The sequence below is a fragment of the Campylobacter sp. W0066.2 genome, assembly GCF_024723515.1.
GTDB lineage: Bacteria > Campylobacterota > Campylobacteria > Campylobacterales > Campylobacteraceae > Campylobacter_D.
The window spans coordinates 1-21,904 of sequence record NZ_JANQCV010000008.1; the positions used below are offsets into that span (position 1 = coordinate 1).

The 21,904-nt window shown below is 29.0% G+C and carries 26 protein-coding genes and 1 pseudogene; 17 read left to right on the forward strand and 10 right to left on the reverse strand.

The features are described 5' to 3' along the window. A partial coding sequence (locus CAMP18498_RS04565; RefSeq protein ID WP_337197787.1) for a flagellin occupies window positions 1-316 on the forward strand: 316 nt, incomplete at its 5' end. Between the two features lie 25 nt (window positions 317-341). Here CAMP18498_RS04565 and CAMP18498_RS04570 read toward each other — a convergent pair. The 5 genes from CAMP18498_RS04570 to pseI all read right to left on the reverse strand — a co-directional run bounded on the left by CAMP18498_RS04570 (window position 342) and on the right by pseI (window position 7,049). After that, window positions 342-2,219: a motility associated factor glycosyltransferase family protein gene (locus CAMP18498_RS04570; protein ID WP_337197788.1), complete on the reverse strand. Its 1,878-nt coding sequence runs from the start codon at window positions 2,217-2,219 to the stop codon at window positions 342-344. 89 nt (window positions 2,220-2,308) lie between these two features. Continuing rightward, on the reverse strand, window positions 2,309-4,048 hold the full coding sequence (locus CAMP18498_RS04575) for a motility associated factor glycosyltransferase family protein (protein WP_337197789.1): 1,740 nt from the start codon (window positions 4,046-4,048) through the stop codon (window positions 2,309-2,311). A gap of 57 nt (window positions 4,049-4,105) precedes the next feature. Further along, on the reverse strand, window positions 4,106-4,783 hold the full coding sequence (locus CAMP18498_RS04580; protein ID WP_337197790.1) for a hypothetical protein: 678 nt from the start codon (window positions 4,781-4,783) through the stop codon (window positions 4,106-4,108). 152 nt (window positions 4,784-4,935) lie between these two features. After that, window positions 4,936-6,012, reverse strand: a complete 1,077-nt coding sequence (locus CAMP18498_RS04585; protein WP_337197791.1) for a motility associated factor glycosyltransferase family protein — start codon at window positions 6,010-6,012, stop codon at window positions 4,936-4,938. A 2-nt stretch (window positions 6,013-6,014) separates the two neighbouring features. After that, window positions 6,015-7,049 (reverse strand): pseudaminic acid synthase, encoded by a 1,035-nt coding sequence (pseI, locus tag CAMP18498_RS04590; protein ID WP_337197792.1) that lies wholly within the window; start codon window positions 7,047-7,049, stop codon window positions 6,015-6,017. A gap of 111 nt (window positions 7,050-7,160) precedes the next feature. On the opposite strand from pseI, the gene CAMP18498_RS04595 reads away from it, so the two are divergent. From CAMP18498_RS04595 to CAMP18498_RS04605, 3 genes are read left to right on the forward strand one after another with little or no spacing between them, the layout of a single operon-like run. Beyond that, window positions 7,161-7,583 (forward strand): hypothetical protein, encoded by a 423-nt coding sequence (locus tag CAMP18498_RS04595; RefSeq protein ID WP_337197793.1) that lies wholly within the window; start codon window positions 7,161-7,163, stop codon window positions 7,581-7,583. Next, window positions 7,580-7,876 carry a flagellar motor switch protein FliN gene (gene fliN / locus CAMP18498_RS04600; protein WP_012660919.1) on the forward strand — a complete coding sequence of 99 codons (297 nt, stop codon included), beginning with the start codon at window positions 7,580-7,582 and terminating at the stop codon, window positions 7,874-7,876. The genes CAMP18498_RS04595 and fliN overlap by 4 nt, the downstream gene beginning before the upstream one ends. Beyond that, window positions 7,873-8,631 (forward strand): hypothetical protein, encoded by a 759-nt coding sequence (locus tag CAMP18498_RS04605; protein ID WP_337197794.1) that lies wholly within the window; start codon window positions 7,873-7,875, stop codon window positions 8,629-8,631. Before fliN ends, CAMP18498_RS04605 begins: the two co-directional genes overlap by 4 nt. On the opposite strand, the gene CAMP18498_RS04610 is transcribed toward CAMP18498_RS04605, so the two are convergent. From CAMP18498_RS04610 to plsY, 5 genes are all read right to left on the reverse strand, one after another. Then, a complete protein-coding gene (locus CAMP18498_RS04610; protein ID WP_337197795.1) occupies window positions 8,628-10,124 on the reverse strand; it encodes a Ppx/GppA phosphatase family protein in 1,497 nt (498 codons plus the stop codon). The two genes, CAMP18498_RS04605 and CAMP18498_RS04610, sit on opposite strands and share 4 nt — an antisense overlap. After that, on the reverse strand, window positions 10,124-10,369 hold the full coding sequence (locus CAMP18498_RS04615; protein ID WP_337197796.1) for a YfhL family 4Fe-4S dicluster ferredoxin: 246 nt from the start codon (window positions 10,367-10,369) through the stop codon (window positions 10,124-10,126). The genes CAMP18498_RS04610 and CAMP18498_RS04615 overlap by 1 nt, the downstream gene beginning before the upstream one ends. Before the next feature lie 115 nt (window positions 10,370-10,484). Continuing rightward, the gene (hsrA, locus tag CAMP18498_RS04620; RefSeq protein ID WP_039667907.1) at window positions 10,485-11,159 is read right to left on the reverse strand and encodes a homeostatic response regulator transcription factor HsrA; all 675 of its coding nucleotides are present in this window, start codon (window positions 11,157-11,159) and stop codon (window positions 10,485-10,487) included. Between the two features lie 77 nt (window positions 11,160-11,236). Further along, complete coding sequence (locus CAMP18498_RS04625) at window positions 11,237-11,554, reverse strand: dihydroneopterin aldolase (RefSeq protein WP_173787072.1); 318 nt, start codon at window positions 11,552-11,554, stop codon at window positions 11,237-11,239. Beyond that, window positions 11,539-12,150, reverse strand: a complete 612-nt coding sequence (plsY, locus tag CAMP18498_RS04630; RefSeq protein ID WP_263678371.1) for a glycerol-3-phosphate 1-O-acyltransferase PlsY — start codon at window positions 12,148-12,150, stop codon at window positions 11,539-11,541. Before plsY ends, CAMP18498_RS04625 begins: the two co-directional genes overlap by 16 nt. Window positions 12,151-12,350: 200 nt before the next feature. Between plsY and CAMP18498_RS04635 the strand changes: the two are divergent. From CAMP18498_RS04635 to atpA, 13 genes and pseudogenes are all read left to right on the forward strand, one after another. Further along, window positions 12,351-13,364 (forward strand): annotated as a pseudogene (locus CAMP18498_RS04635) (cytochrome-c peroxidase). A gap of 151 nt (window positions 13,365-13,515) precedes the next feature. Next, a complete protein-coding gene (gene rplU, locus CAMP18498_RS04640) occupies window positions 13,516-13,824 on the forward strand; it encodes a 50S ribosomal protein L21 (RefSeq protein WP_039617324.1) in 309 nt (102 codons plus the stop codon). Between the two features lie 10 nt (window positions 13,825-13,834). After that, window positions 13,835-14,089, forward strand: a complete 255-nt coding sequence (gene rpmA / locus CAMP18498_RS04645; RefSeq protein ID WP_002862355.1) for a 50S ribosomal protein L27 — start codon at window positions 13,835-13,837, stop codon at window positions 14,087-14,089. A gap of 95 nt (window positions 14,090-14,184) precedes the next feature. After that, window positions 14,185-15,228 (forward strand): GTPase ObgE, encoded by a 1,044-nt coding sequence (obgE, locus tag CAMP18498_RS04650; protein ID WP_337197797.1) that lies wholly within the window; start codon window positions 14,185-14,187, stop codon window positions 15,226-15,228. After that, window positions 15,228-15,695 carry a DUF6194 family protein gene (locus CAMP18498_RS04655; protein ID WP_337197798.1) on the forward strand — a complete coding sequence of 156 codons (468 nt, stop codon included), beginning with the start codon at window positions 15,228-15,230 and terminating at the stop codon, window positions 15,693-15,695. The genes obgE and CAMP18498_RS04655 overlap by 1 nt, the downstream gene beginning before the upstream one ends. Further along, a complete protein-coding gene (gene fmt / locus CAMP18498_RS04660; RefSeq protein ID WP_337197799.1) occupies window positions 15,692-16,603 on the forward strand; it encodes a methionyl-tRNA formyltransferase in 912 nt (303 codons plus the stop codon). Before CAMP18498_RS04655 ends, fmt begins: the two co-directional genes overlap by 4 nt. Beyond that, a complete protein-coding gene (locus CAMP18498_RS04665; RefSeq protein ID WP_337197800.1) occupies window positions 16,584-17,219 on the forward strand; it encodes a biotin--[acetyl-CoA-carboxylase] ligase in 636 nt (211 codons plus the stop codon). Before fmt ends, CAMP18498_RS04665 begins: the two co-directional genes overlap by 20 nt. Then, entirely contained in the window at window positions 17,216-17,998 is a 783-nt protein-coding gene (locus CAMP18498_RS04670) for a ParA family protein (RefSeq protein ID WP_012660935.1), read from the forward strand. The genes CAMP18498_RS04665 and CAMP18498_RS04670 overlap by 4 nt, the downstream gene beginning before the upstream one ends. A gap of 3 nt (window positions 17,999-18,001) precedes the next feature. Next, complete coding sequence (locus CAMP18498_RS04675; RefSeq protein ID WP_087685083.1) at window positions 18,002-18,853, forward strand: ParB/RepB/Spo0J family partition protein; 852 nt, start codon at window positions 18,002-18,004, stop codon at window positions 18,851-18,853. A gap of 63 nt (window positions 18,854-18,916) precedes the next feature. Beyond that, window positions 18,917-19,342, forward strand: coding sequence for a FoF1 ATP synthase subunit B' (locus CAMP18498_RS04680; protein ID WP_337197801.1), 426 nt, complete (start codon window positions 18,917-18,919; stop codon window positions 19,340-19,342). A 9-nt stretch (window positions 19,343-19,351) separates the two neighbouring features. Continuing rightward, window positions 19,352-19,864: a F0F1 ATP synthase subunit B gene (locus tag CAMP18498_RS04685; RefSeq protein ID WP_337197802.1), complete on the forward strand. Its 513-nt coding sequence runs from the start codon at window positions 19,352-19,354 to the stop codon at window positions 19,862-19,864. Further along, a complete protein-coding gene (locus CAMP18498_RS04690; protein WP_337197803.1) occupies window positions 19,864-20,385 on the forward strand; it encodes a F0F1 ATP synthase subunit delta in 522 nt (173 codons plus the stop codon). Before CAMP18498_RS04685 ends, CAMP18498_RS04690 begins: the two co-directional genes overlap by 1 nt. A 9-nt stretch (window positions 20,386-20,394) precedes the next feature. Then, window positions 20,395-21,900: a F0F1 ATP synthase subunit alpha gene (gene atpA / locus CAMP18498_RS04695; RefSeq protein ID WP_337197804.1), complete on the forward strand. Its 1,506-nt coding sequence runs from the start codon at window positions 20,395-20,397 to the stop codon at window positions 21,898-21,900. Window positions 21,901-21,904: the final 4 nt, after the last annotated feature.

Here is a 21,904-nt window from a genome sequence, read left to right on the forward strand (position 1 = left end):
GGCAAATGATCAAGCTCCAGGTGTTACTACGCTTAAAGGTGCAATGGCTGTTATGGATATAGTTGAAACTGCTACAGCAAATCTTGATGCTATCAGAGCTGACATTGGTGCGGTGCAAAATCAAATTACTGCAACACTTAATAACATCAGCGTAACTCAAGTAAATATCAAATCAGCTGAATCAAACATCAGAGATGTAGACTTTGCAGCAGAAAGTGCAAACTTTTCTAAGTATAACATCTTAGCTCAAAGTGGCTCTTATGCTATGAGTCAGGCTAATGCTGTACAACAAAATGTTCTAAAACTTTTACAATAAATCCAAAGTGGGTTTTTTACCCACTTTATATTAAATTTCTTTTTTCTAAGATATCTTGCAAAGGCATGATAGCTATCTTCAAAGCTTTTTCTTGAATCAAGGTTAATTCTGCAATGTCTTCAAGCCAAGTTTTATGTGCTAGTATCCAAGCTGTAAGTTTGTTTTGTTTATCACTTTCATTATGTATAGGAGTAACATAAATTTGAGAAATAGTACTTTCTAAGTGGAACAAAGAAGGAGAGATAACTTCTCTTAAAAAAATATATTTTTGACTTTCTAGTGTTGCTTTGAGAGTGTCTATTTGAGCACTTAATTCTTGAGGAGTGTAGCGGATTTTACTTTGATTATTAAGTGCTTTGTGTATTCTTTTACACTCTTTAAAAAATTTATTACTTGCTTTGATGTGTTGTTTGATTTTTTTATAAGCTTGTAACATAAGTTCATTACTATCTTTGCGTTTTGGTTTTTGAACTTTTGGAAAAGGTTTTTTGATTTCATTAGTAAGTAAATTTTTGCAAAGTTCTTTAAAAGGTTTTTCTATGGTTCCTTCTATTCTAGCTCCACCCTCTGTAGCATTATAAATTTTTACTTTTGTTTGTTTGTGGAATAAATTTTCAAAAATTTGTTTAAAAATAAGCCATATTTCAGAGCTTTGCACATAGCCTTTTCCACCATATGCTAGGGTTTCATATTTACCATGATCGCGTTCAAAATCTCCTTCATGATAACTTTCATGTAAAAAGCCATCGCTGTGTGTTTTGCCATTATTAGCATAGGCTAAGTCTTGTCCTATTAAAATGATATTTTCATGCCCTAATGATTGAGCTAACTCATAATTTAAATGAGCAACACTCATCCCTCCACTAACATAACCAAAATCATGCAACCCTAAAGAATAGGCAAACGCATAGGCTCTAGAAACTAAAACATATTTTCTTTTATTTTTTTCTAAAAAATTAATACTATCTTGATAGACTAAAGAAGCTAAAATAAAAGTTATATCTTTATCAAAATCACCAAAATTATTATCAAAACATTTAGCTACTATATCATCTCTTTCAAGCATACAAACATAATCAGGTTTTATACCTGCTTTTGCTAAGATAGGATAAGCACTATCAGCACAAAAGATAGTTGCTTTATTTGCATATTTTTTAAGTAAAGGAAGTTGTTTTTGTAGTGATGGTCCTGTAGCTACTAATATGGCATTTTTGCTTTTACGACTTCTTTTTTGTTTTAACTCTTTAAAGCTTGGGTGTGTTAGCATTTTGGGTAAGTTTAAAACAAATTGCTCCACTCCTTGCATAGCATCTACTGGGTCATTTCCTTTTCGTAAGGCTATATTTTTGATTACTTTGGAATTTAAGGTGTTGATGTATTGAATTTCTTTTTTTTGATCTTCGTAAAAATATGAGTGAATATGCAAATCATAAGTTCTTAAAAATAAACCTAGTAAACTACAAATTAAATCCGCTTTAACATAGTTTAATTCTTTAGTATGAACGACAATCAATCTTCCTTCTAAAAGCTCTTTAGAAAAATCAATCATATTAAAGACTAAAAATATAAGCTCTATGTCTTTTTCATAAACAATAACCCTTTCATGTGTTTTATTAGTCAATAAATTTTTATAAAAAATTCCATTACCTAAACCATAAAAAAATAACACAGGGTATCTTAGGTATTTTTTATTAAAAATTTCTATTTGCTCTTGTAATTCTTTTAGTGGATTTTTATATATATTTTTCAAATTTTTATAACAAATATTGCAGTTTAAAGGATCTTTATCAAAAACATAAATATAATCTTTTGCTTCTTTGATTTTACCTAATTTTCTTTTTAAGCTCTGGTGTTCACTTCCTTTTAAAGCTTTGATATTTTTTTTAAAAATTTCTGTTTTCATATTACCCTTTCACTTAAAGAAAATCGTCATTTTTTCAAATAAAAATAGCGTAGTGTTTTGCTTAAAAAATAAAAAAATAAATATGTTGGTTATTTATTATCAAGATTTTCCTTAATAGTCTCATTGTATTTTTCTAGGTATAAAATGATTTCCTCAAAAAAGTCAATTTGCTGAGCTAAGAAAAATTCTAAATCTTTAACTTTCGTAACTTTGTATTTTAAAACCTCACATTCGTTTTGAAAACACCTGGCTTGCACAATATCTGAAAAAAAATCACTTTTTGGTAGCTTTAATCTCAGTTTTTCTAATTTTTCCAAGTTTTTTTCTTTAATAGCTTTTTTGCATTCATTAATAAATATTTCGCATTGTTTTGTTTGTTTGATAAGTTTTTCTTTACATTGTTTGATTTTTTTTTGTGGATTTTTTGGTTTTGTTAAAGCGATGTTTTTGTCAATTTTTTCTTTTAGCATTTCTTCACAAACTTCTTTAAAAGGCTTTTCTATGGTTCCTTCTATCCTAGCTCCACCTTCTGTAGCATTGTATGTTTTTATATTTAGGATATTTTTTACAAGAGCAATATCTTTTTCAAAACTTTTTAAAAACAAATACCAAGTGAGTTGTGTTTTAACCTTTCCGTTGCCACCATAAGCAGTTATTTCCTTATAGACTACTTCCTCATCTCCTTGATCACCATATAGATGCTCTTTTGGGTGTGATTTGCCATCATCACTATAGGCTAGATCTTGTCCTATTAAAATGATATTTTCAAATCTTAAAGCACCAGCAAGTTCATAAGCCATATTGGCAACACTCATAGCATTTCCTAAAAAGCCATACTCATTTAAGCCAAGCTTGCTTTCAAAAAATAAAGGTCTTAAAACAAGTATATAATTTCTATTATTTTTTTCTAAATACTCTATGGTTTTAGGATGAGTTAAAGAAGCAATTATGAATAATATATCTTTATCAAAATCTCCAAAATCATTATTAAAAAATTCACTTGTAAAGTCTACTCTTTCTAGCGAAAAAACATAATCAGGTTTGATTCCTTCTTTTGCTAAAATCGCATAAGAGCTATCAGCACTAAAAATAACAGCATTTTCTTGGTATTTTTTTAAAAGAGGAAGTTGTTTGATTAAAGAAGGGCCTGTTGAAACTATTATAGCGTTTTTTGCCTTTGCTTTTCTGTCTTTTATTAGACTTTTAAAAGGGGTGTGGGTGATGATTTTTTCCAGGTTTATAACATTATGTTTTATTCCTATTAAAGCATCTTTTGGGTCATTTCCTCGAGTGAGCATGAGTGTTTTGATTATATTTAGTAAAGTTTGCATTATATTTTGGGCGTTAGATGAGTAAAAATTGGTGTAAAATTCATTATAAAAATGAAAGTTAAAAATTTTTAATGTATGTTTGATGTTTGGATAATTAAATAAAACTTTGATTTGAGCGGTGTTAATATTTGGTGTAAAAAATAAAATCAATTTTTCCTTTCTTAAAAATGCAGAAAAATCAATCATATGAAAGGCTAAATATAAAATTTCTAATTCATCTTCAAAGATTACGATGTGCTTTAAGTGTTGATTTTTTAAAAGTTCTAAGAAAAATTTTCCATCACCAAAGCCATAAAAAAACAATACTGGATATAGCTCAAATTTTTCAAAATCAAAAGAATGATTTTCGTCTAAAAGTGTTTGATTGTGTGTATCAAAAATTTTATTTTCTATAAGTTGAAACCGTTGAGTGTTAGTTAATTTTCTTAATTCATAAGCTAATATTTGATCAACTTCAAAAAGAGCTTGAGTGTTTTTTAAAAATAATTCTTTATTCATTAATATCCATTTTTATTTTAATTATAACAAAATTATATTGAATGTACTTTATATTAATCAACAGCTTTGTAGTTTTGTTGCTTTTATTTTATTTACATATTTTTCAAAGTTATTTTTGATCAGAAAATTTTCTAAATTTAATATATTTGTTTCTAAGGTTATTTTTAATGCAATAATATGTTCGTTAATAATTTCAATAAAAGATAAGTATTCTTTAATCCAAAGAAGCATTTTGTTAAAATTATCTTCTTGTGTTTTAGGGTTAAGCACTTGAATTCTTGCTAAATTAAGCTCAAATTGAACACTAATAGCGCTTGTTAGCTCTTTTAAAATATCTACTTTGATAAGTTTTATTTTATAATTTTCTATTTCTTGTATTAAACTAATAAAATTTTTTTCATCACTCATTAAAAAACAAATACGATTGAGTATGTATAAATTTTCTTTGTGTAAAAATTCACAAAGTTTAATGGCTTGTTGTGTTTTATAAAATGATTTAAGCATGAGTTCGTTTTTTTTATTCTGGCCGATTTTGTCAAGTTGTATGAATGATTTTGGCGTAGTGTTTTCAAATAAAGTTTTGCAAAGCTCTTTAAAAGGTTTTTCTATGGTTCCTTCTATCCTGGCTCCACCTTCAGTGGCATTATAGGTTTGGATATTTTGTTTTTTATTATCAGCAATAGCTTCTTCTAAATAATGCTTAAATACCATCCATATTTCGTGTGTTTTAACCATGTTTTGTCCGCCATAGCCTAGGGTTTGAATACGATCATAATGACTTTCGCAGTCTGCCTTATAATGATAATCTTGAGGATGTGAAAATCCATCATCACTATAAGCTAGATCTTGTCCTATTAAAATGATATTTTTGTGTTGTAAGCAAGATGCTATGAAATATAAGCCATATTTGCCACGCTTGGAGTATTTATTAAGCTACCCAGGTCTTTTAAATGAAAAAGTTTACTAAAATCACCTATTTTTTGTATAAAAATAAAATCCCTATTGTTTTCTTTTAAATATTTAGGGGTGTTTTTATATACAATTTCAGTTAAGATGAATAATATATCTTTATCAAAATATCCAAAATCATTATTAAAAAATTCACTTGTTTTTTCTATTCTCTCTAAAGATAAAACATAATCAGGTTTTATATTATGTTTTGCTAGTATAGGATAAGCACTATCAGCGCAAAAGATAGTTGCTTTATTTGCATATTTTTTAAGCAGAGGGAGTTGTTTGATTAAAGAAGGACCCGTTGAAACTATAATAGCGTTTTGGTAGGTATTTTTTCGTTTTGATAATAATTCTTTAAAAGAATGATTTAAAAAAAGATCTGGTAGGTTATAAATAAAATTTTCTATACCTTTTAAAGCATCTTTTGAAGAATTGCCAAATTTTAAAATAGATTTTTTTATATAAGTTTGCATAGTTTCGTTTGTTTTTAAAATGTCATTGTGAAATTTTTCATAATAATCACAATGGATATCTAAAAAATAAGTTCTTAAGAAATTAAAAAACGGCGAGCTATTGCATAAAATTTGAAAATGTGTATAGTTTATATTGTTTATATCTAAAATAATTAGTCGACAGTCTTTTAACTCTTTACTAAAATCTAAAAGATGAAAACTCAGATAAATAAATTCTATTTCTTTTTCAAAAATAACAATTTTTTGTCTATTTTTGTTTTGCAAGAGAATTTTATACAAAATTCCGTTGCCAAAACCAAAAAAATATAATATTGGATATAATAAATATCTATCATTGTATAGATTTATTTTTTCGTTTAACTCATCAAGTGTATTATTATATAACGCTTGTTCTCTTTTATGATGAATAAAATTAATATCTAAAGGATCAGATCCTTGTTTTATTTTAAAATTATTTTGCTTGAAATTTGTTAGTTTTTCTTTTAAATCTTTATTATTTAGAGCTTTTAAATTTTTATTAAAAATATTTTCTTGCATAATTACTCCAAAAAATCTTCTTTTTTTAACGCTTGTCCAAATTCTATATCATAACTTGCTTTTTTGCCAAGTATGATAGGTAAAAATTTAGGATGTAAGCCTAGGCTTGGTCTTATGCTTTTTACATTATCTTGTGTAAAAATTTCACCTTTTTTTATATCTTTACTCGCATATAAGCTTCTTGCAAAATGACGATTTTTTAAGGTTTTATCATCTATTGTTAAGCTAGATTTGCCTAATGCTTGTTTGCTCAAGCGTACCATGGAACACATTTGCTTAAATTCGTCAAAATCAAGACTAAATTTAGCATCAGCACTATTTAAGCTTTTATCTAATATAAAATGTTTTTCTATGACTTTTGCTCCAAGAGCTACTGCTAAAGTAGGTGCTAAAAAACCTTCACTATGATCGCTTAAGCCTACTATGGTTTTAAATTTTTCTTGTAAAGTTTTGATGGCGTTTAGATTTAAATCACAAATTTGTGAAGGATAAGCCGAAGTGCATTTAAGCAAAATTAGATTTGGGTTGTTTTCTTCTTGGAAAATTTTAACAACCATTTCAAGCTCTTCTTCATAAGCTATACCCGTAGAAACCAAAGTAGGTTTGTTTTCTTTTGCCACATAATGCACAAAATCATAATCATTTACCTCAAAAGAAGCGATTTTATAAGCTGGGGGATTAAATTGTTTTAAAAAATTCACATCCTTTTTAGAGAAAGGACTAGAAAAGCAGATTAGTCCTTCATTTTTGGCACATTCAAAAAGTTTTTCATGCCACTCATAAGGCGTTTTAGCCTCTTCGTATAATTCGTATAGTTTGCGTCCATGCCACAAACCACCTTCGATAATAAAATCTTTTTTGTTTGAATTTAGTGTTAGACTATCTGGAGTGTAGGTTTGAATTTTTATAGCATCAGCCCCTGCTTTTTTAGCTGCTTGTATGGTTTTTAAAGCCACTTCAAGGCTGTTTGCATGGTTGGCTGAAAGCTCGGCAATGATAAAAACTTTTTCATCTAAATTAAAATTTTCTATAAACATTAAAAGCCTTTTAGCAAATCAAAATTATAGTATTTTATATTTTAATTATTAATTATGATTAAAGGTTTATTTAGTAAAATAAATTTATTATAAGTTTATTAAGGAAAAGCTATGACTAAAACACTTGAGTATTCGATTTATCATTTTTTTGAGCATATTCTAAAATTAAAAATTTCACAAAAAAGCGTGATTAGAGGCGAACTTTATGGGGCTTCTATACCTTTGTATTTTAAAGATGAGGAATATAGTTTTTATTTGTTTTTTCAAAAACAAGCTTTAAATGAAATTGCACAATTTTTATTGCATGAAGAATTAAAAGAAGACGGATTGGCAGATTTAGTTAAAGAAGTGGCTAATCAAATCATAGGCTATGCTAAAAAGCTACTTAATGATACTAATGGAAAAGATGAGTATCATTTAGGTGTTCCTGAGTATTTAGGGCGTATTGATGGATTTTCAAAAATTAAACTCAAAGAAAAATTTACTTATGAAGTAAAAAATGCTTCCTTTAGAATAGGTTATAAAAAAATATGATAGAAGATCATTTAGGATTATTACAATCTTATGAAGATATTTTAGATATTAGTGTTGATTTTGTTAGTGAGCTTGGCACGACTAATATGAGTGTGAGAGAACTCTTAAAGCTAGAAGTTGGTTCTGTGATAGATCTTGAAAAGCCAGCAGGCGAAAGTGTGGAGCTTTACTTGAATAAAAGAATTTTTGGTAAAGGTGAGGTGATGGTGTATGAAAAAAACCTTGCCATAAGAATTAATGAGATTTTAGATTCTAAATCAGTATTGCAGTATTTTAAAAAAGAATTGCAATGAAATTTATTTGGATTTTACTACTTGCTTTGCCTCTTTTTGGGGCAAAAATTCTTGATTATAATATCTATCCTAGAGAAGATAGGGTGGATATTACTTTTTCATTTGATATTCCTTATAAAGAAGGCATTAGTCAAAAGAGAAAAGGCGATATTATTATCTTTACACTAAATGCTCAAAGTATTAAAGAAGAAGATAAGACGTTAAATTCTAGCATTATTAAAAAAATAAAAATTTTTTCAGAAGGTAAAAAAACTTTTATAGCCTTAAGTGTTGGCGATAAGATACAAATTAATGCAGATACGATTGGTGAGTATGGATTAAGACTACGCGCTCAAAAAGAAGGTATGAATTTAGCAACTAAAAATAGCTTAGAAGAAAAAAATGAGGAGATAAAAATGCAAGAGTATGATTTTACAAATTATATTTTAGTTGTAAGTGTTTTGATACTTTTGCTTGTTGGACTTTGGTTTTTAAAAATGTATTTAAGGCAAAAACATCCTTTAGATAGAAATTTTACTTTGATTTTTCAAAGACCGCTTGATAGACATAACCAACTTGTAGTCTTTGAGTATGGCTTAAAACGCTATACTATGATCATAGGAAATTCTAATGTGGTATTAGAAACAAGTGAAGCTATGATGAAAAACGAGGAACAAAACATAACATCCCAAAAACCAAAAGAAAAAGACTTTGATTCTTATTTTGAAGAAAATAAACAAAGATTGCAAAATTTACTTTTAAAACAAAATGCTTAATTAGATTGATTAAAAGCTAAAACAATAAGTTTTGGCTTTGAAATTTTTTTGATTTCTTCTCTTGAAAAATAAATTTGTTTTTTTGTTGAATAAATATATAAGGTATGATTTTTTAATGTAAAATCAAGATTTTCATCACTATCTTTGGCAAGTTTTTTTGCTAGTGCTAGAATAAAATTAAGCCAAGCTAATATATGGTTATTTGGTAATAATTCTTTAACATGTTCTATGGCAAGGGGGTTTATTTTTTTACCATTGGCTTTTAAAAGAGTTACAATAAGCAAAATTTTTTTGTGTGAAAAGCCAAAGTTTAAGCCACTCATTGCCATATAGGCGCTATGTTCATTAGCAAAATAAAAATTAATTTTTTCACCTATATGGGCTAATTTAGCAGCGCTTAAAAGATCTTTTTTAAAATCTGAACTTATTTTGTGAAGAGGTGAAAGCACATCAAATAATTTACTTGCAAAATAAGCACTTTTATCTTTATAATCAACACCAAAGCGATCTTGTAAGGATTTTAAACTTGGGTTGAAATTTGGCGGAAATTTGGCATTAAATTGCGAAAAGTCATTAGTGTCGTTTTTTATTTTGGCGTATTTTTGAAAAAGATTAGATAAAAACACGCCTTCTCTGACACCTACTGCAGAAGTGATGATATTTTTAGCTTTGAGTTTTTTAGCTAAGGCTAAAAATATAACACAACCTTCTTTTATAGTATCAAAGCGATCTTTTTTGATATCAAAATCTGTTAAATTTTTTGCATTTTGAATTTTTTCTATATAATTTTTTTCTTTTTCAAAGCTGTAGCTGAAATTATGGATTATTTTTAAAGGATAGGAATTTTTTTTCATTATAGAATTTGACAATGCTCTTAAGCTTCCACCTATGGCAATAATATTTTCACCTTGAAAATGTTTTGGAACTTGCATTAGAGCTTCTTGTATGAATTGATCTAGAGCGTTTAATCTTTTAGTATCATAAAAAATCTCTTTTAATCTTACAGTTCCTAGATCAAGCGAAATGCAATCTATAATTCTACCTTCTTTAATCAAGCAAAGCTCGGTTGATCCTCCACCTATGTCTATGGTGGTGGCATTTTGAATATTTGATAGTAAATTTAACGCAGCAAGACCACCTAAAAATGATTCTGTTTTACCATTAATGCATTTTATATTTAAACCCACATTTTTTGCTATTCTGGCAATAAAGTCTTTTGCATTAGGCGCATCTCTTAGTGCAGAAGTTCCAACAGCAATAATTTTTCTACATTTTTCTTTTATAGCTTTTTCTTTAAAGTAAGCCAAAGCTTTCTCAGCCTTAAGCATGGCTTCTTCTTGGAGGATTTTGTTGTTATTATAAGCATTTTCTCCAAGTCTTACTTTCTTTTTGTGTTCACTACAAATGAAAAAACCATATCTTGAGGTTCTTTCAAAAACAACCATACGAACGGAGTTAGAACCAAGATCAATTACTGCTGTTTTTTTAGCCATTAAATATCTTTACTTTTATGTTTTAAGCGAAGCTCATCAATACTTTCTACATTATCAGGATCAGGTATGATACAATCTACTGGACAGGCCACTATACAGGCTGGTTCTGAAAATTCATTCACACATTCAGTACATAAATCAGGATCTATGACATAGATTGGATCATTATCATAAATTGCTTCATCTGGGCATTCTTCTCTGCATGCATCACAGGATATACATTCTCTAGTGATTAAAAGTGACATACTTTTCCTTTTATTGATAATAAAGCAAACTTATACTATATAAAAACTTATAGCTAATTTAAAAAGAGATAAAAATATTTAATTTTTAGAATGATCAAATCATTCTAAAAATTTTTTAGTTAGTTTTTTTAGGAAAACAAAAGCGATATCCTCTGCGGCGCACAGTTTCTATAGTGGAAATATTAAGAGGTTTATCCATTTTTTGTCTTATTTGATTGATTGCAACTTCTATAACATTTGGAGTTACAAGTTCAGGTTCTTCCCAAATAGCATCTAAAAGTTGTTCTTTTGATACGATTTGATCAGAGTGTCTAGCAAGGTGAGTTAAAACTTCAAAAGGCTTTCCTTTTAACTCTATGTCTTTTCCTTGATAAGTGATTTTTTCTTCATCAGGATCAATCACTAAATCATCAATCTTAATCACATTTGTCCCGCCAAATCTAAGTCTAGCTTCGATTCTTGCCATTAAAATTTCAAAATCCAAAGGTTTTTTTATATAATCATCTGCTCCAGCTTTTAAAGCTTTGATTTCATTTTCTTTATCTGCTTTTGTACACATTGTTACTATAGCAGTTCTTGGAGATTTTTGTTTGATAGCATTGATCAAATCGCTTGCATCATTATTGCCTATAGTCCAATTTGATAATACTAAATCATAATGTCTAATACCTATAAAATACTCAGCGTCTTTAAAATTTTCTGAAGTGTCGCTTTGATAGCCAAACTCATTTAAAGTGTTTGATAAAGTTTTATTAAGCGATGCTTCATCTTCTACAACTAAAATACGCATTTTATTCCTTTGAAGATAGTTTTAGTGCAAAAGTATAACACAAATTAAGCAAATGTTCAAAATTCTTTAAAAAATTTTTAATATTTTTTGCTTAAACTAGCTCCAACGCACGCATTTTTTATGATATCGGGCTTATAACAAGTAATATTTATAAATTGAAGTTTTTTATGATGTTTTTTGATATCTTTGCATATATATTTTAAAGATTTTTCTATAGTTTTAAATTTTTTCTTTTTATAGATTTTTTCTATTCTAGTGCATAATTTTGCATAATCTAAAAATTTCTTACTTTTAGCTTCTAATTCTATTAGGACTTTTTGCTCTTGAATTCTTTCAAAATCCAAAAGCCCTATAATGCATTTAAATTCTAAGCTAACTTTTATATGACTTTGCATTCTTGTTTTCCAATAAGCCTTAAAATATTTGGTATGTGTTTATAAACTACTATAAAAGCGATGATAAATATCGGCGCATGGGTATTAATCACAGGCATATCATAATGAAATATAAAAGAAGTTGCAATTAAAACAATTAAAGCTCCAAGTGAGGCTAAGCTTGAAATTTTAAATACCTTACCTATAATAAACCAAGCCAAAAGTGCACATATAATCTCAAAAGGTAAAAATACTGCTAAAACCCCAGCTCCAGTAGCTACTCCTTTGCCACCTTCAAATTTTAAATAAGGAGAAAAACAATGGCCAAATACTGCTAAAACCGCCATAGTCCATAAGATATTTTCATCATAGCCTAAAATTTTTGCTACTAATATAGGTGCAATTCCTTTAAGTGCATCTAAGACAATTGTTGCAACAGCAAGTGTTTTGGCAAGCTTAGGATCGCTTTCTTTTACTACTCTTAAAACATTGGTAGCACCTATGCTTTTACTGCCTGCATTTTTGATATTTGTTTTGGCAAAAATTTGAGCTAGTAAAAGACCAAAAGGTATAGCACCTATAAGATAAGCTAAAAGATAAATTATTAAATTTTCCATTTACTTTCTATCCTAATTCTATAAAGATTTATAATAATGATAGCAAAAAACTCTGAAATAAATATTTAAGAGATATTTTATCCTATAATAATTTTTATTTTTAAATAGAAATTTTTTATTTTATTTAAAGAAAATTATAGATATATTTTCAATAAGTTTATTTTAAATAGGATTTATTTTATCTTATTTAGGAGTGAATAATGAAAAAAATTTCATTATTAGTTGCATCAACTGCTTTTGCTAACGATAAAGCTTTTCTTGATGAAGCAAAAGCAGCAGGTTTAGCACCTTTGCCAAAGGATCAAGCAGGCGTTGAAAAACTATTAAAAGAAATGGGCGTTAAAGCTAGCAAGTTTTCTAAAGAAAAAGCTAATCTTGGTAAAAAGCTGTATTTTGAACCAAGACTTTCTAAAAGTGGTTTGATTTCTTGTAATACCTGTCATAATTTAGGTATGGGTGGTGCTGATGGTATAGCACAGCTGTAGGACACAAATGGACTGCTAATCCTCATTATTTAAATTCGCCAACAGTTTATAACTCTGTTTTAAATTCAACTCAATTTTGGGATGGTAGAGCAGGTACTTTAGCAGATCAAGCAAAAGGACCAATTAAAGCAGAGCCTGAAATGGTAACTCCTGCTAAATTAGCAGTAGAAAAAATTTCTTCTATGCCAGAATATGTTAAAGAATTTAAAAAAATATATGGTAATTGGGGTAACTTTTGATAATATAGCAGATGCTATTGCTACATTTGAAAGAACACTTTTAACTCCATCTAAATTTGATAAATTCTTAGAAGGTGATACAAAAGCTTTAAGTAAAAAAGAAAAAGAAGGTTTAAAAACTTTCATCGATAAAGGCTGTACAGCTTGTCATACAGGAGTAAATTTAGGTGGTAGCATGCAAGCTTTCCAAGTGGCAGCTAAATATAAATTTGCAAATGTAGGTGATTTTAAAGGTGATGCAAATGGTTTAGTTAAAACTCCAACTTTAAGAAATATTGCCGAAACAGCTCTATACTTCCATAATGGCGCTATTTGTTCTTTACAAGATGCGATTAAAGAAATGGGTAGTGTACAACTTGGCATAGAAATTTCTGACAAAGAGGCAGCTTCTATAGAAACTTTCTTACATGCTCTAACAGGTAAAAAACCAAGCATTACTTATCCTCAACTTCCAAAAGCTACTGAAAAAACTTCAAAACCAGAGCTTTAGTTTAAATCTTAAGACGCTTTTTTGCGTCTTAAGCTTACTTTATATAAAATCAAGATATAATTACCGCTTTTAACCACTAAAGCTTTCTAAATTTATGTTTATACATAATGCTTTATGGTGCTACCAAAATATTTTAAGAAAGGATAGCTGTATGTATGCTATTATAAAACACAGTGGAAAACAATACAGAGTAAGCCAAGGTGATGAGCTTAAACTAGATCGTTTTGAAGCTGAAGCAAAATCAAGCGTAGAAGTAAGTGAGGTTCTTGCTGTATGCGATAAAGAATTAAAGGTAGGTGCGCCGTTTGTTGCGGGTGCAAAAGTTGTTTTAGAAGTGATTGCTCATGGAAAAGACAAAAAAGTTGTGATTTATAAAAAAAGACGCAGAAAAGACTCAAAATTAAAACGCGGTTTTAGAAGACAATTTACTCGCGTTAGAGTAGTAGATATTAAAGCTTAAGGAGTAAAGAATGGCACACAAGAAAGGTCAAGGTTCAACTCAGAATAATCGTGATTCTATAGGTCGTCGTCTAGGTGTTAAAAAATTTGGTGGAGAATTTGTTCGCGCTGGTAATATCATCATTCGCCAAAGAGGAACAGCAACTCATGCAGGTAATAACGTAGGCATGGGAAAAGATCATACAATTTTTGCTTTAATTGATGGTTTTGTAAAATTTGAAAGAAAAGATAAAAATAGAAAAAAAGTTTCTGTTTATCCTGCATAATTTAAAGGCTACTTTGTAGCCTTTTTCTTCTTTTTAGTCTTAATATATTAAAAAAAATATAATATCATTTTAAAAATTTATACTTTGGTGATTGTATGTTTATAGATAATGTAAAATTAGTTTTAAGTTCGGGTAATGGTGGTAAAGGTGCTGTAAGTTTTCGCCGTGAAAAACACGTTCCACTTGGTGGGCCTGATGGTGGTGATGGTGGAAATGGTGGCGATGTGTATTTTATATGTGATAACAATACCCATACCCTAGCGCATTTTAAAGGCAAAAAAGAACTTAAAGCACAAAATGGCCAACCGGGTTTAGGTCGTAATAAAAATGGTAAAAGAGGGGAGAGTTTAGAGTTGATTGTTCCTCAAGGCACTCAAGTAATTGACGCACAAAGTGGAGAGGTTTTGCTTGATATGCTAGTAGAAGGCCAAAAAGAACTCTTTTTAAAAGGCGGTAAAGGTGGTCTTGGTAATACTCACTTTAAAAACTCTACTAATCAACGCCCAGATTATGCCCAACCAGGTGTGGCAGGAAAAACCTTAAGTGTGCGTTTAGAGCTAAAACTCATAGCAGATGTTGGGCTTGTAGGCTTTCCAAATGTAGGAAAATCCACTCTTATAAGCGTAGTATCTAATGCAAGACCTGAAATAGCTAATTATGAATTTACTACACTAACTCCAAAACTTGGTATGGTTGAAGTAGATGATTATAATTCTTTTGTAATGGCAGATATCCCAGGTATTATAGAAGGTGCAAGCGATGGTAGGGGTTTGGGACTTGAGTTTTTAAGACACATAGAAAGAACTTCTTTTTTGCTTTTTGTGCTTGATCCATTAAGAGAAATGAGTTTAAAAGAGCAATTTTGTATTTTAAGAAAAGAATTAGAAAAATTTTCAAGCAAGCTTTATGCAAGAAATTTTGGCTTAATGCTTTCAAAAAGTGATAGTGTAAATTTAGGCGAAGAATTTGCACAAAAAATGGAAGATGATTATAATGAGTTAAAAGCTTATTTACAAAGTCAAAATAATCCACAAAGTTTTTTTATTAAAGTATCAAGCCTTGAAAAAACTGGACTTAAAGAGCTTAAATTTATGCTTTTAGAAGAAGTTAAAAAAATTAGAAATCAAAATAATCTTTGATGAGTGAAAATTTAACTATAGATTTTATCCAAGAATATATCAAGTCCAATTTTAAAGGTTTGGTATATAAATTTACCTATAAAGAACATAGCTTTTTTTATAATCCTGATAAGGTTTTAAAAAACGGAGTTTATTTTTGTACTATTAAAGAAAATGATGGCATAAATGATAAAGCTTCAAATTTAAATAGAGAAGGTGTGTTTCGTCTAAGTTGCTCTCTTTATGATCAAGATTATCAAAATCTTTTTGATCAAAAACATAAAAAAGCTTTAAAGGGTGAGATTGTTAGTTTAAATTATGATTTTTCTATGCTTGATCTTATCATGCCTCATCCAATTTATGCTTATATGGGATATATTTGTATTAACAATCCTTCAAGAAAAAATTTTGAAATTTTTAAAGATTATCTTGAGCTTTCATATCAAAAAGCTATAAAAACTTATCAAAAAAGGATAGTGGCACTATGAAAAATATCATTTTTATGGGAACTCCCTCTTATGCAACATGTATTTTAAAAGAGCTTGTTGATAAAGGGTTTAATGTCCAAGCTTTATTTACCCAGCCTGATAAACCTGTGGGAAGAAAGCAAATTTTAACTCCAAGTGATACTAAAAAATTTGTTTTAGAAAATAATTTAAATATAGAAATTTTCACTCCAAAAAGCTTAAAAGATGAAAACATAATCAATGAAATAAAAAGCTTAAAACCTGACTTTATAGTTGTTGCTGCTTATGGGAAGATTTTACCAAAAGAAATTTTAGATATCGCTCCTTGTATCAATTTACATGCTTCCTTGCTTCCTAAATATCGTGGGGCTTCGCCTATACAAAGTGCTATTTTAAATGGGGATAAAATGAGCGGGGTTTGTACTATGCTTATGGAAGAAGGGCTTGATAGTGGTGCAATCTTAGAAAGCATAGAATGTGATATAGAAGGTAAAAATTCAGCTGAGGTTTTTATCATGCTTTCAAATTTAGCAGCTAAACTTACTATTTCTACGCTTTTGAATTTTGAAAAAATTATCCCAAAAAAGCAAGATGAAAATTTAGTTACACATTGTAAAAAAATCAAAAAAGAAGATGGGTTGATTAATTTGGATAATGCAAGTGAAATCTATCAAAAATTTTTAGCTTTTACACCTTGGCCTGGAATTTTTTTAGAAAATGGTTTGAAATTTTTAGATATAGAATTAGTTGATAGTGAAAAAAATCAAAAATCAGGTGTGATTTTACAAGTAGAAAAGGAAAGCTTTATGCTTTCATGTACAAAAGGTATTTTAAGGATTAAAACTTTACAAGAAAGTGGAAAAAAAGCTTTAGATGCTAAGACTTATTTAAATGGAAAAAGGTTAAAGCTTGAAGATAGTTTATTTTGATGAACTTGAATCAACTCAAGTTTATTTAAGTGATAAAATTCGCAGTGGAGAGATTGCTAACAATACAGCCATTTGTGCTTTTATCCAAAGCGCTGGTATAGGTAGTAGGGATAATACTTGGCAAAGTAAGCAAGGAAATTTGCATGTATCTTTTTGCATAAAAACTCAAGAATTAGCACAAGATCTTCCTTTAGCTTCTGCTAGTATATATTTTGCATTTTTAATGAAAGAAGTATTGCAAAGACAAAATTCAAAAGTGTGGATTAAATGGCCTAATGATTTTTATATAGAAGATAAAAAAATAGGCGGATTGATGAGTTCTAAAATCAATGATTTTTTGGTTGTAGGAATGGGGATTAATCTTAAATATGCTCCATTTAATGCTGAAATTTTAGACATAGAAGTGGATATAACAAAACTTTTAAATGAGTATTTTTCTTATGTAGGTGAGAAAATTTTATGGAAGAATATTTTTAGCAAGTATATGCTAGAATTTGAAAAATCAAGAATTTTTTTTATACATAATGAAGGTAAGATTTTATCTTTAAAAGATGCTTTGTTGTATAAAGATGGTTCTATATTGTTAGATAATAAAAGGATATATAGTTTAAGATGAGTGAGATAATAACTATTGCAAATCAAAAAGGCGGGGTGGGTAAAACTACTACCGCTATTAATCTAGCGGCTTCTTTGGCAGTAGCTGAAAAAAAGGTTCTTTTGATAGATATTGATCCACAAGCTAATGCTACAACAGGACTTGGTTTTAATAGAAGTAATTATGAGTATAATATTTATCATGTTTTTATAGGTAGGAAAAAACTTTCTGAAATCATTTTAAAAACCGAGCTTCCGCAATTATACTTAGCTCCATCAAATATTTCTTTGGTTGGAATTGAACAAGAGGTAGTAAAAGAAAGCGGAGAATATAGAACAATTTTAAGAGAAAAAATCAAAGAAATTGCCAAAGATTATGATTTTATTATCATTGACTCACCCCCTGCACTTGGAAGCATTACGGTAAATGCTTTTGCAGCAAGCGATAGTGTTATCATCCCTATACAATGTGAGTTTTATGCACTTGAGGGTGTTGCGATGGTTTTAAACACTATTAAATTTGTAAAAAAAACTATCAATCCAAAACTAAAAATAAAAGGCTTTTTACCAACTATGTATAGCTCACAAAATAATCTTTCAAAAGATACTGTGGAAGATTTAAAGCAAAATTTCAAACAAAAGCTATTTAGAACAGGTGATAATGAAGATGATTTCATCATCATACCAAGAAATGTAAAACTTGCTGAAAGTCCAAGCTATGGAAAGCCTATTATACTTTATGATATAAAATCTCCGGGTTCGGTGGCATATCAAAATTTAGCACATTCTATATTAGGATAAAAAATGGCAAAAAAAAGTGCATTAGGAAGAGGTTTAAGTAGTATTTTGGCTGATATTGATGAGGTTTATGAAAAAGAATTAGGCTCTAATGAAGGTAGAATAGAAGAAATTGATATAGATTTAATTAGCCCAAACCCTTATCAACCAAGAAAAAATTTTGATACCCAAGCTTTAGAAGAACTTGCAGGTTCTATTAAAGAATATGGTTTGATTCAGCCTGTTGTGGTTTTTAAAAAAGATGAATTTGATTATATTTTAATAGCAGGTGAGAGAAGATTTAGAGCATGTAAGCTTTTAGAAAAAGAACAGATTAAAGCTGTAGTTTTAAATGTAGATGATATAAAATTACGTGAGCTTGCTTTAATAGAAAATATTCAAAGAGAAAATTTAAATCCTATAGAGCTAGCGCATTCTTATAAAGAGTTGTTAGAAATTCATGATATCACTCAAGAAAAATTAGCAGATCTTATCCATAAATCAAGACCTCAAATTGCTAATACCTTAAGACTTTTAAATTTAAATGAGCAAACGCAAAATTTTATTATAGAAGGTAAAATTTCACAAGGTCATGCAAAGGTTTTAGTGGGGCTTGAAAAAGAAGAAGAAAAAATGATAGTTGATACCATCATAGGACAAAAGCTCAATGTAAGAGATACAGAAAAGCTAATTAAAAATTTTAAAAATACAAATCAATTAGAAAAAAACACAACTTCAAACAAACAATATCAATCTATAATAAATTTAAAAGAAAAAATTGAATCTTTAGGCTTAAAAGTAAATGCAAAAGATTTAAAAATTACTATAAATTTTGAAAATGAAGATGAGGTTAGGGAATTTCTAAAGACATTAAATTAAATATGTTTTTAGGTATATTTTGCTATAATTTCGCGTTTTATTTAGATTTATTTAGGAGTATTAATGTTTAATGATGTACATTTTTCCATCATGATAGCCACTGGTGTCATTTTTTTGCTTATGATAGCGATTTTAAATTATATGCTCTATAAACCTTTGATTAAATTTATGGATTCTAGGGATTTAACTATAAAAAATGATGAAGAAAAAATGAAAAAAAATTCTGATGATGTTTCAAATGTAGAAAGTGAATTAGAAAAAATTCATATTCAAACAAGAGATGAAATCAATCAAATTAAATCAAAAGCAATAGAAGAAGCTAAAATAAAACAAGAAAAAGAATTATCAACAAGAAAAAGAGAATTAGAAGATCAAATGCTTGTTTTTCTTAAAAGTTTAAGAGAAAAAGAAAAAGAGTTAAAAGAAGAAATGCGTTTAAAAATGCCAGAATTTAAACAAAGCTTTAAAGATAGCTTGAGTAAAATTTAAGGAAGATAAATGTTGAAAAAAATTACATTATTATCGGTACTTCCTTTTTATGCTTTTGCAGCAGGTAATGGAAGTGGCGAATATGATATTATTCCAAGAGCGGTTAATTTTGTTTTATTTGTCGCTATTTTGTACTATTTTATTGCAACTCCTTTGAAAAATTTTTACAATGGTAGAATTGCAAAAATTGCTTCTAGAATGAATGAAATTCAAGAAAAACTTATTGCGAGTAAAAATCATAAATTAGAAATGATGAAAAAACTAGACTTAGCTAAACAAGAAGCAATCAATGCAGTAGCTCTTGCAAAAAAAGAGGCGGAAATTATCACAGATAAAATAGAAGCTGAAACAAAAATGGAAATTAAGGCTTTAGAAAAAACTTATGAAGAACATAAAGAATACGAAATAAGAAGAATGGAAAAAGAAGTTGTGCAAGCGGTTTTAGCAGAGATTTTTGAAGATCAAAATTTACAACTTCAGCAAAAAGAAATTCTAAATATCATGATGAAAAAGGTGTCTTGATGGAAAGTGTGATTGCAAAAACTTATGCAAAGGCGATATTAGAAAGAAATGATTTTGAATATTTTTATTCTAATTTATTAGAGTTAAGTTCAGCTTTTGCATCTAATAAATTTATAGATGTTTTAAATTCTTATGAGGTAAAACAAGGAAAAAAACTAGAATTTATACTTTCTTTATTAGATAATCCGAGTGATGCTTTTAAAAATTTTATAAATTTAATCGTAGATAATAAAAGGGAGATGTTAATCCCAGAAATCACTAAAGAATTAAGTGAACAAAAAGCATCAAAAGAAAATACATTTTTAGGACAAGTTTACTCAAAGGAAAAATTAAGCGCAGAAGAAATTAAAAATTTAGAGGAAAAACTTAGTCTTAAATTTAATGCAAAAATTAGATTAGATAGTAAAATAAGTGATAATGACAGTGTGAAAATTAGCTTAGACGGACTTGGGTATGAAATTTCATTTTCAATGCAAAGCTTAAAAGCTAAGATGAATGATTATATATTAAAAGCAATTTAAGGAGATTTGATGAAATTTAAAGCAGATGAAATTAGTTCTATTATAAAAGAAAGAATTGAAAAATTTGACTTTAATCTTGAAATAGAAGAAACTGGTAAAATTATTTCAGTTGCCGATGGTGTTGCTAAGGTATATGGCCTTAAAAATGTTATGGCTGGAGAGATGGTTGAATTTGAAAATGGCGAAAAAGGAATGGTTCTTAACCTTGAAGAATCAAGTGTTGGTATTGTTATCTTAGGTAAAGGACTTGGACTTAAAGAAGGAAGTTCTGTAAAAAGATTAAAAAAACTTTTAAAAGTTCCAGTTGGAGATGCGTTGATAGGGCGTGTTGTAAATGCTTTGGGTGAGCCAATTGATGCTAAAGGCGTAATTGAAGCGAGTGAATATCGTTTTGTAGAAGAAAAAGCAAAAGGTATTATGGCTAGAAAAAGCGTTCATGAGCCATTGCACACAGGTATTAAGGCGATTGATGCTTTAGTTCCAATCGGTAGAGGACAAAGAGAGTTAATCATCGGTGATAGACAAACAGGTAAAACAACTGTGGCAATTGATACAATTATTAGTCAAAAAGGTAAGGATGTTATTTGTATTTATGTTGCAATTGGTCAAAAACAAAGTACTGTAGCTCAAGTAGTTAAAAAGCTTGAAGAATATGGTGCAATGGATTATACTATAGTGGTGAATGCGGGTGCATCAGATCCTGCTGCGTTACAGTATCTTGCGCCATATGCTGGGGTAACTATGGGTGAATATTTTAGAGATAATTCAAGACATGCATTGATCGTTTATGATGATTTAAGTAAACATGCTGTTGCATACCGTGAAATGTCTTTGATTTTACGTCGTCCTCCAGGTCGTGAGGCTTATCCTGGTGATGTGTTCTATCTACATTCAAGATTGCTTGAAAGAGCAAGTAAGTTAAGCGATGAGCTTGGCGCGGGAAGCTTGACTGCGCTTCCTATTATTGAAACTCAAGCAGGGGATGTTTCAGCTTATATTCCAACCAATGTTATTTCAATTACAGATGGTCAAATTTTCTTAGAAACAGATTTATTTAACTCAGGTATTCGTCCTGCGATTAATGTTGGTTTATCTGTATCTCGTGTTGGTGGTGCTGCGCAAATTAAAGCAACAAAACAAGTTTCAGGTACATTAAGACTTGATTTAGCTCAGTATAGAGAATTGCAAGCTTTTGCGCAATTTGCAAGTGATTTGGATGAAGCTAGTAGAAAACAACTTGAGCGTGGACAAAGAATGGTTGAAGTTTTAAAGCAACCTCCATATTCTCCTCTTTCACCAGAAAATCAAGTTGTGATTATTTTTGCAGGCACTAAAGGTTATTTAGATGATGTTACAGTTTCGAAAATTGGAGAATTTGAAGCAGCTTTATATCCATTTATTGAGGCTAAGTATCCAGAAATTTTTGAGCAAATTAGAACTAAAAAAGCTTTAGATAAAGATTTAGAAGAAAAACTAGCTAAAGCATTGAGTGAGTTTAAAGCAAACCATATATAAGGTT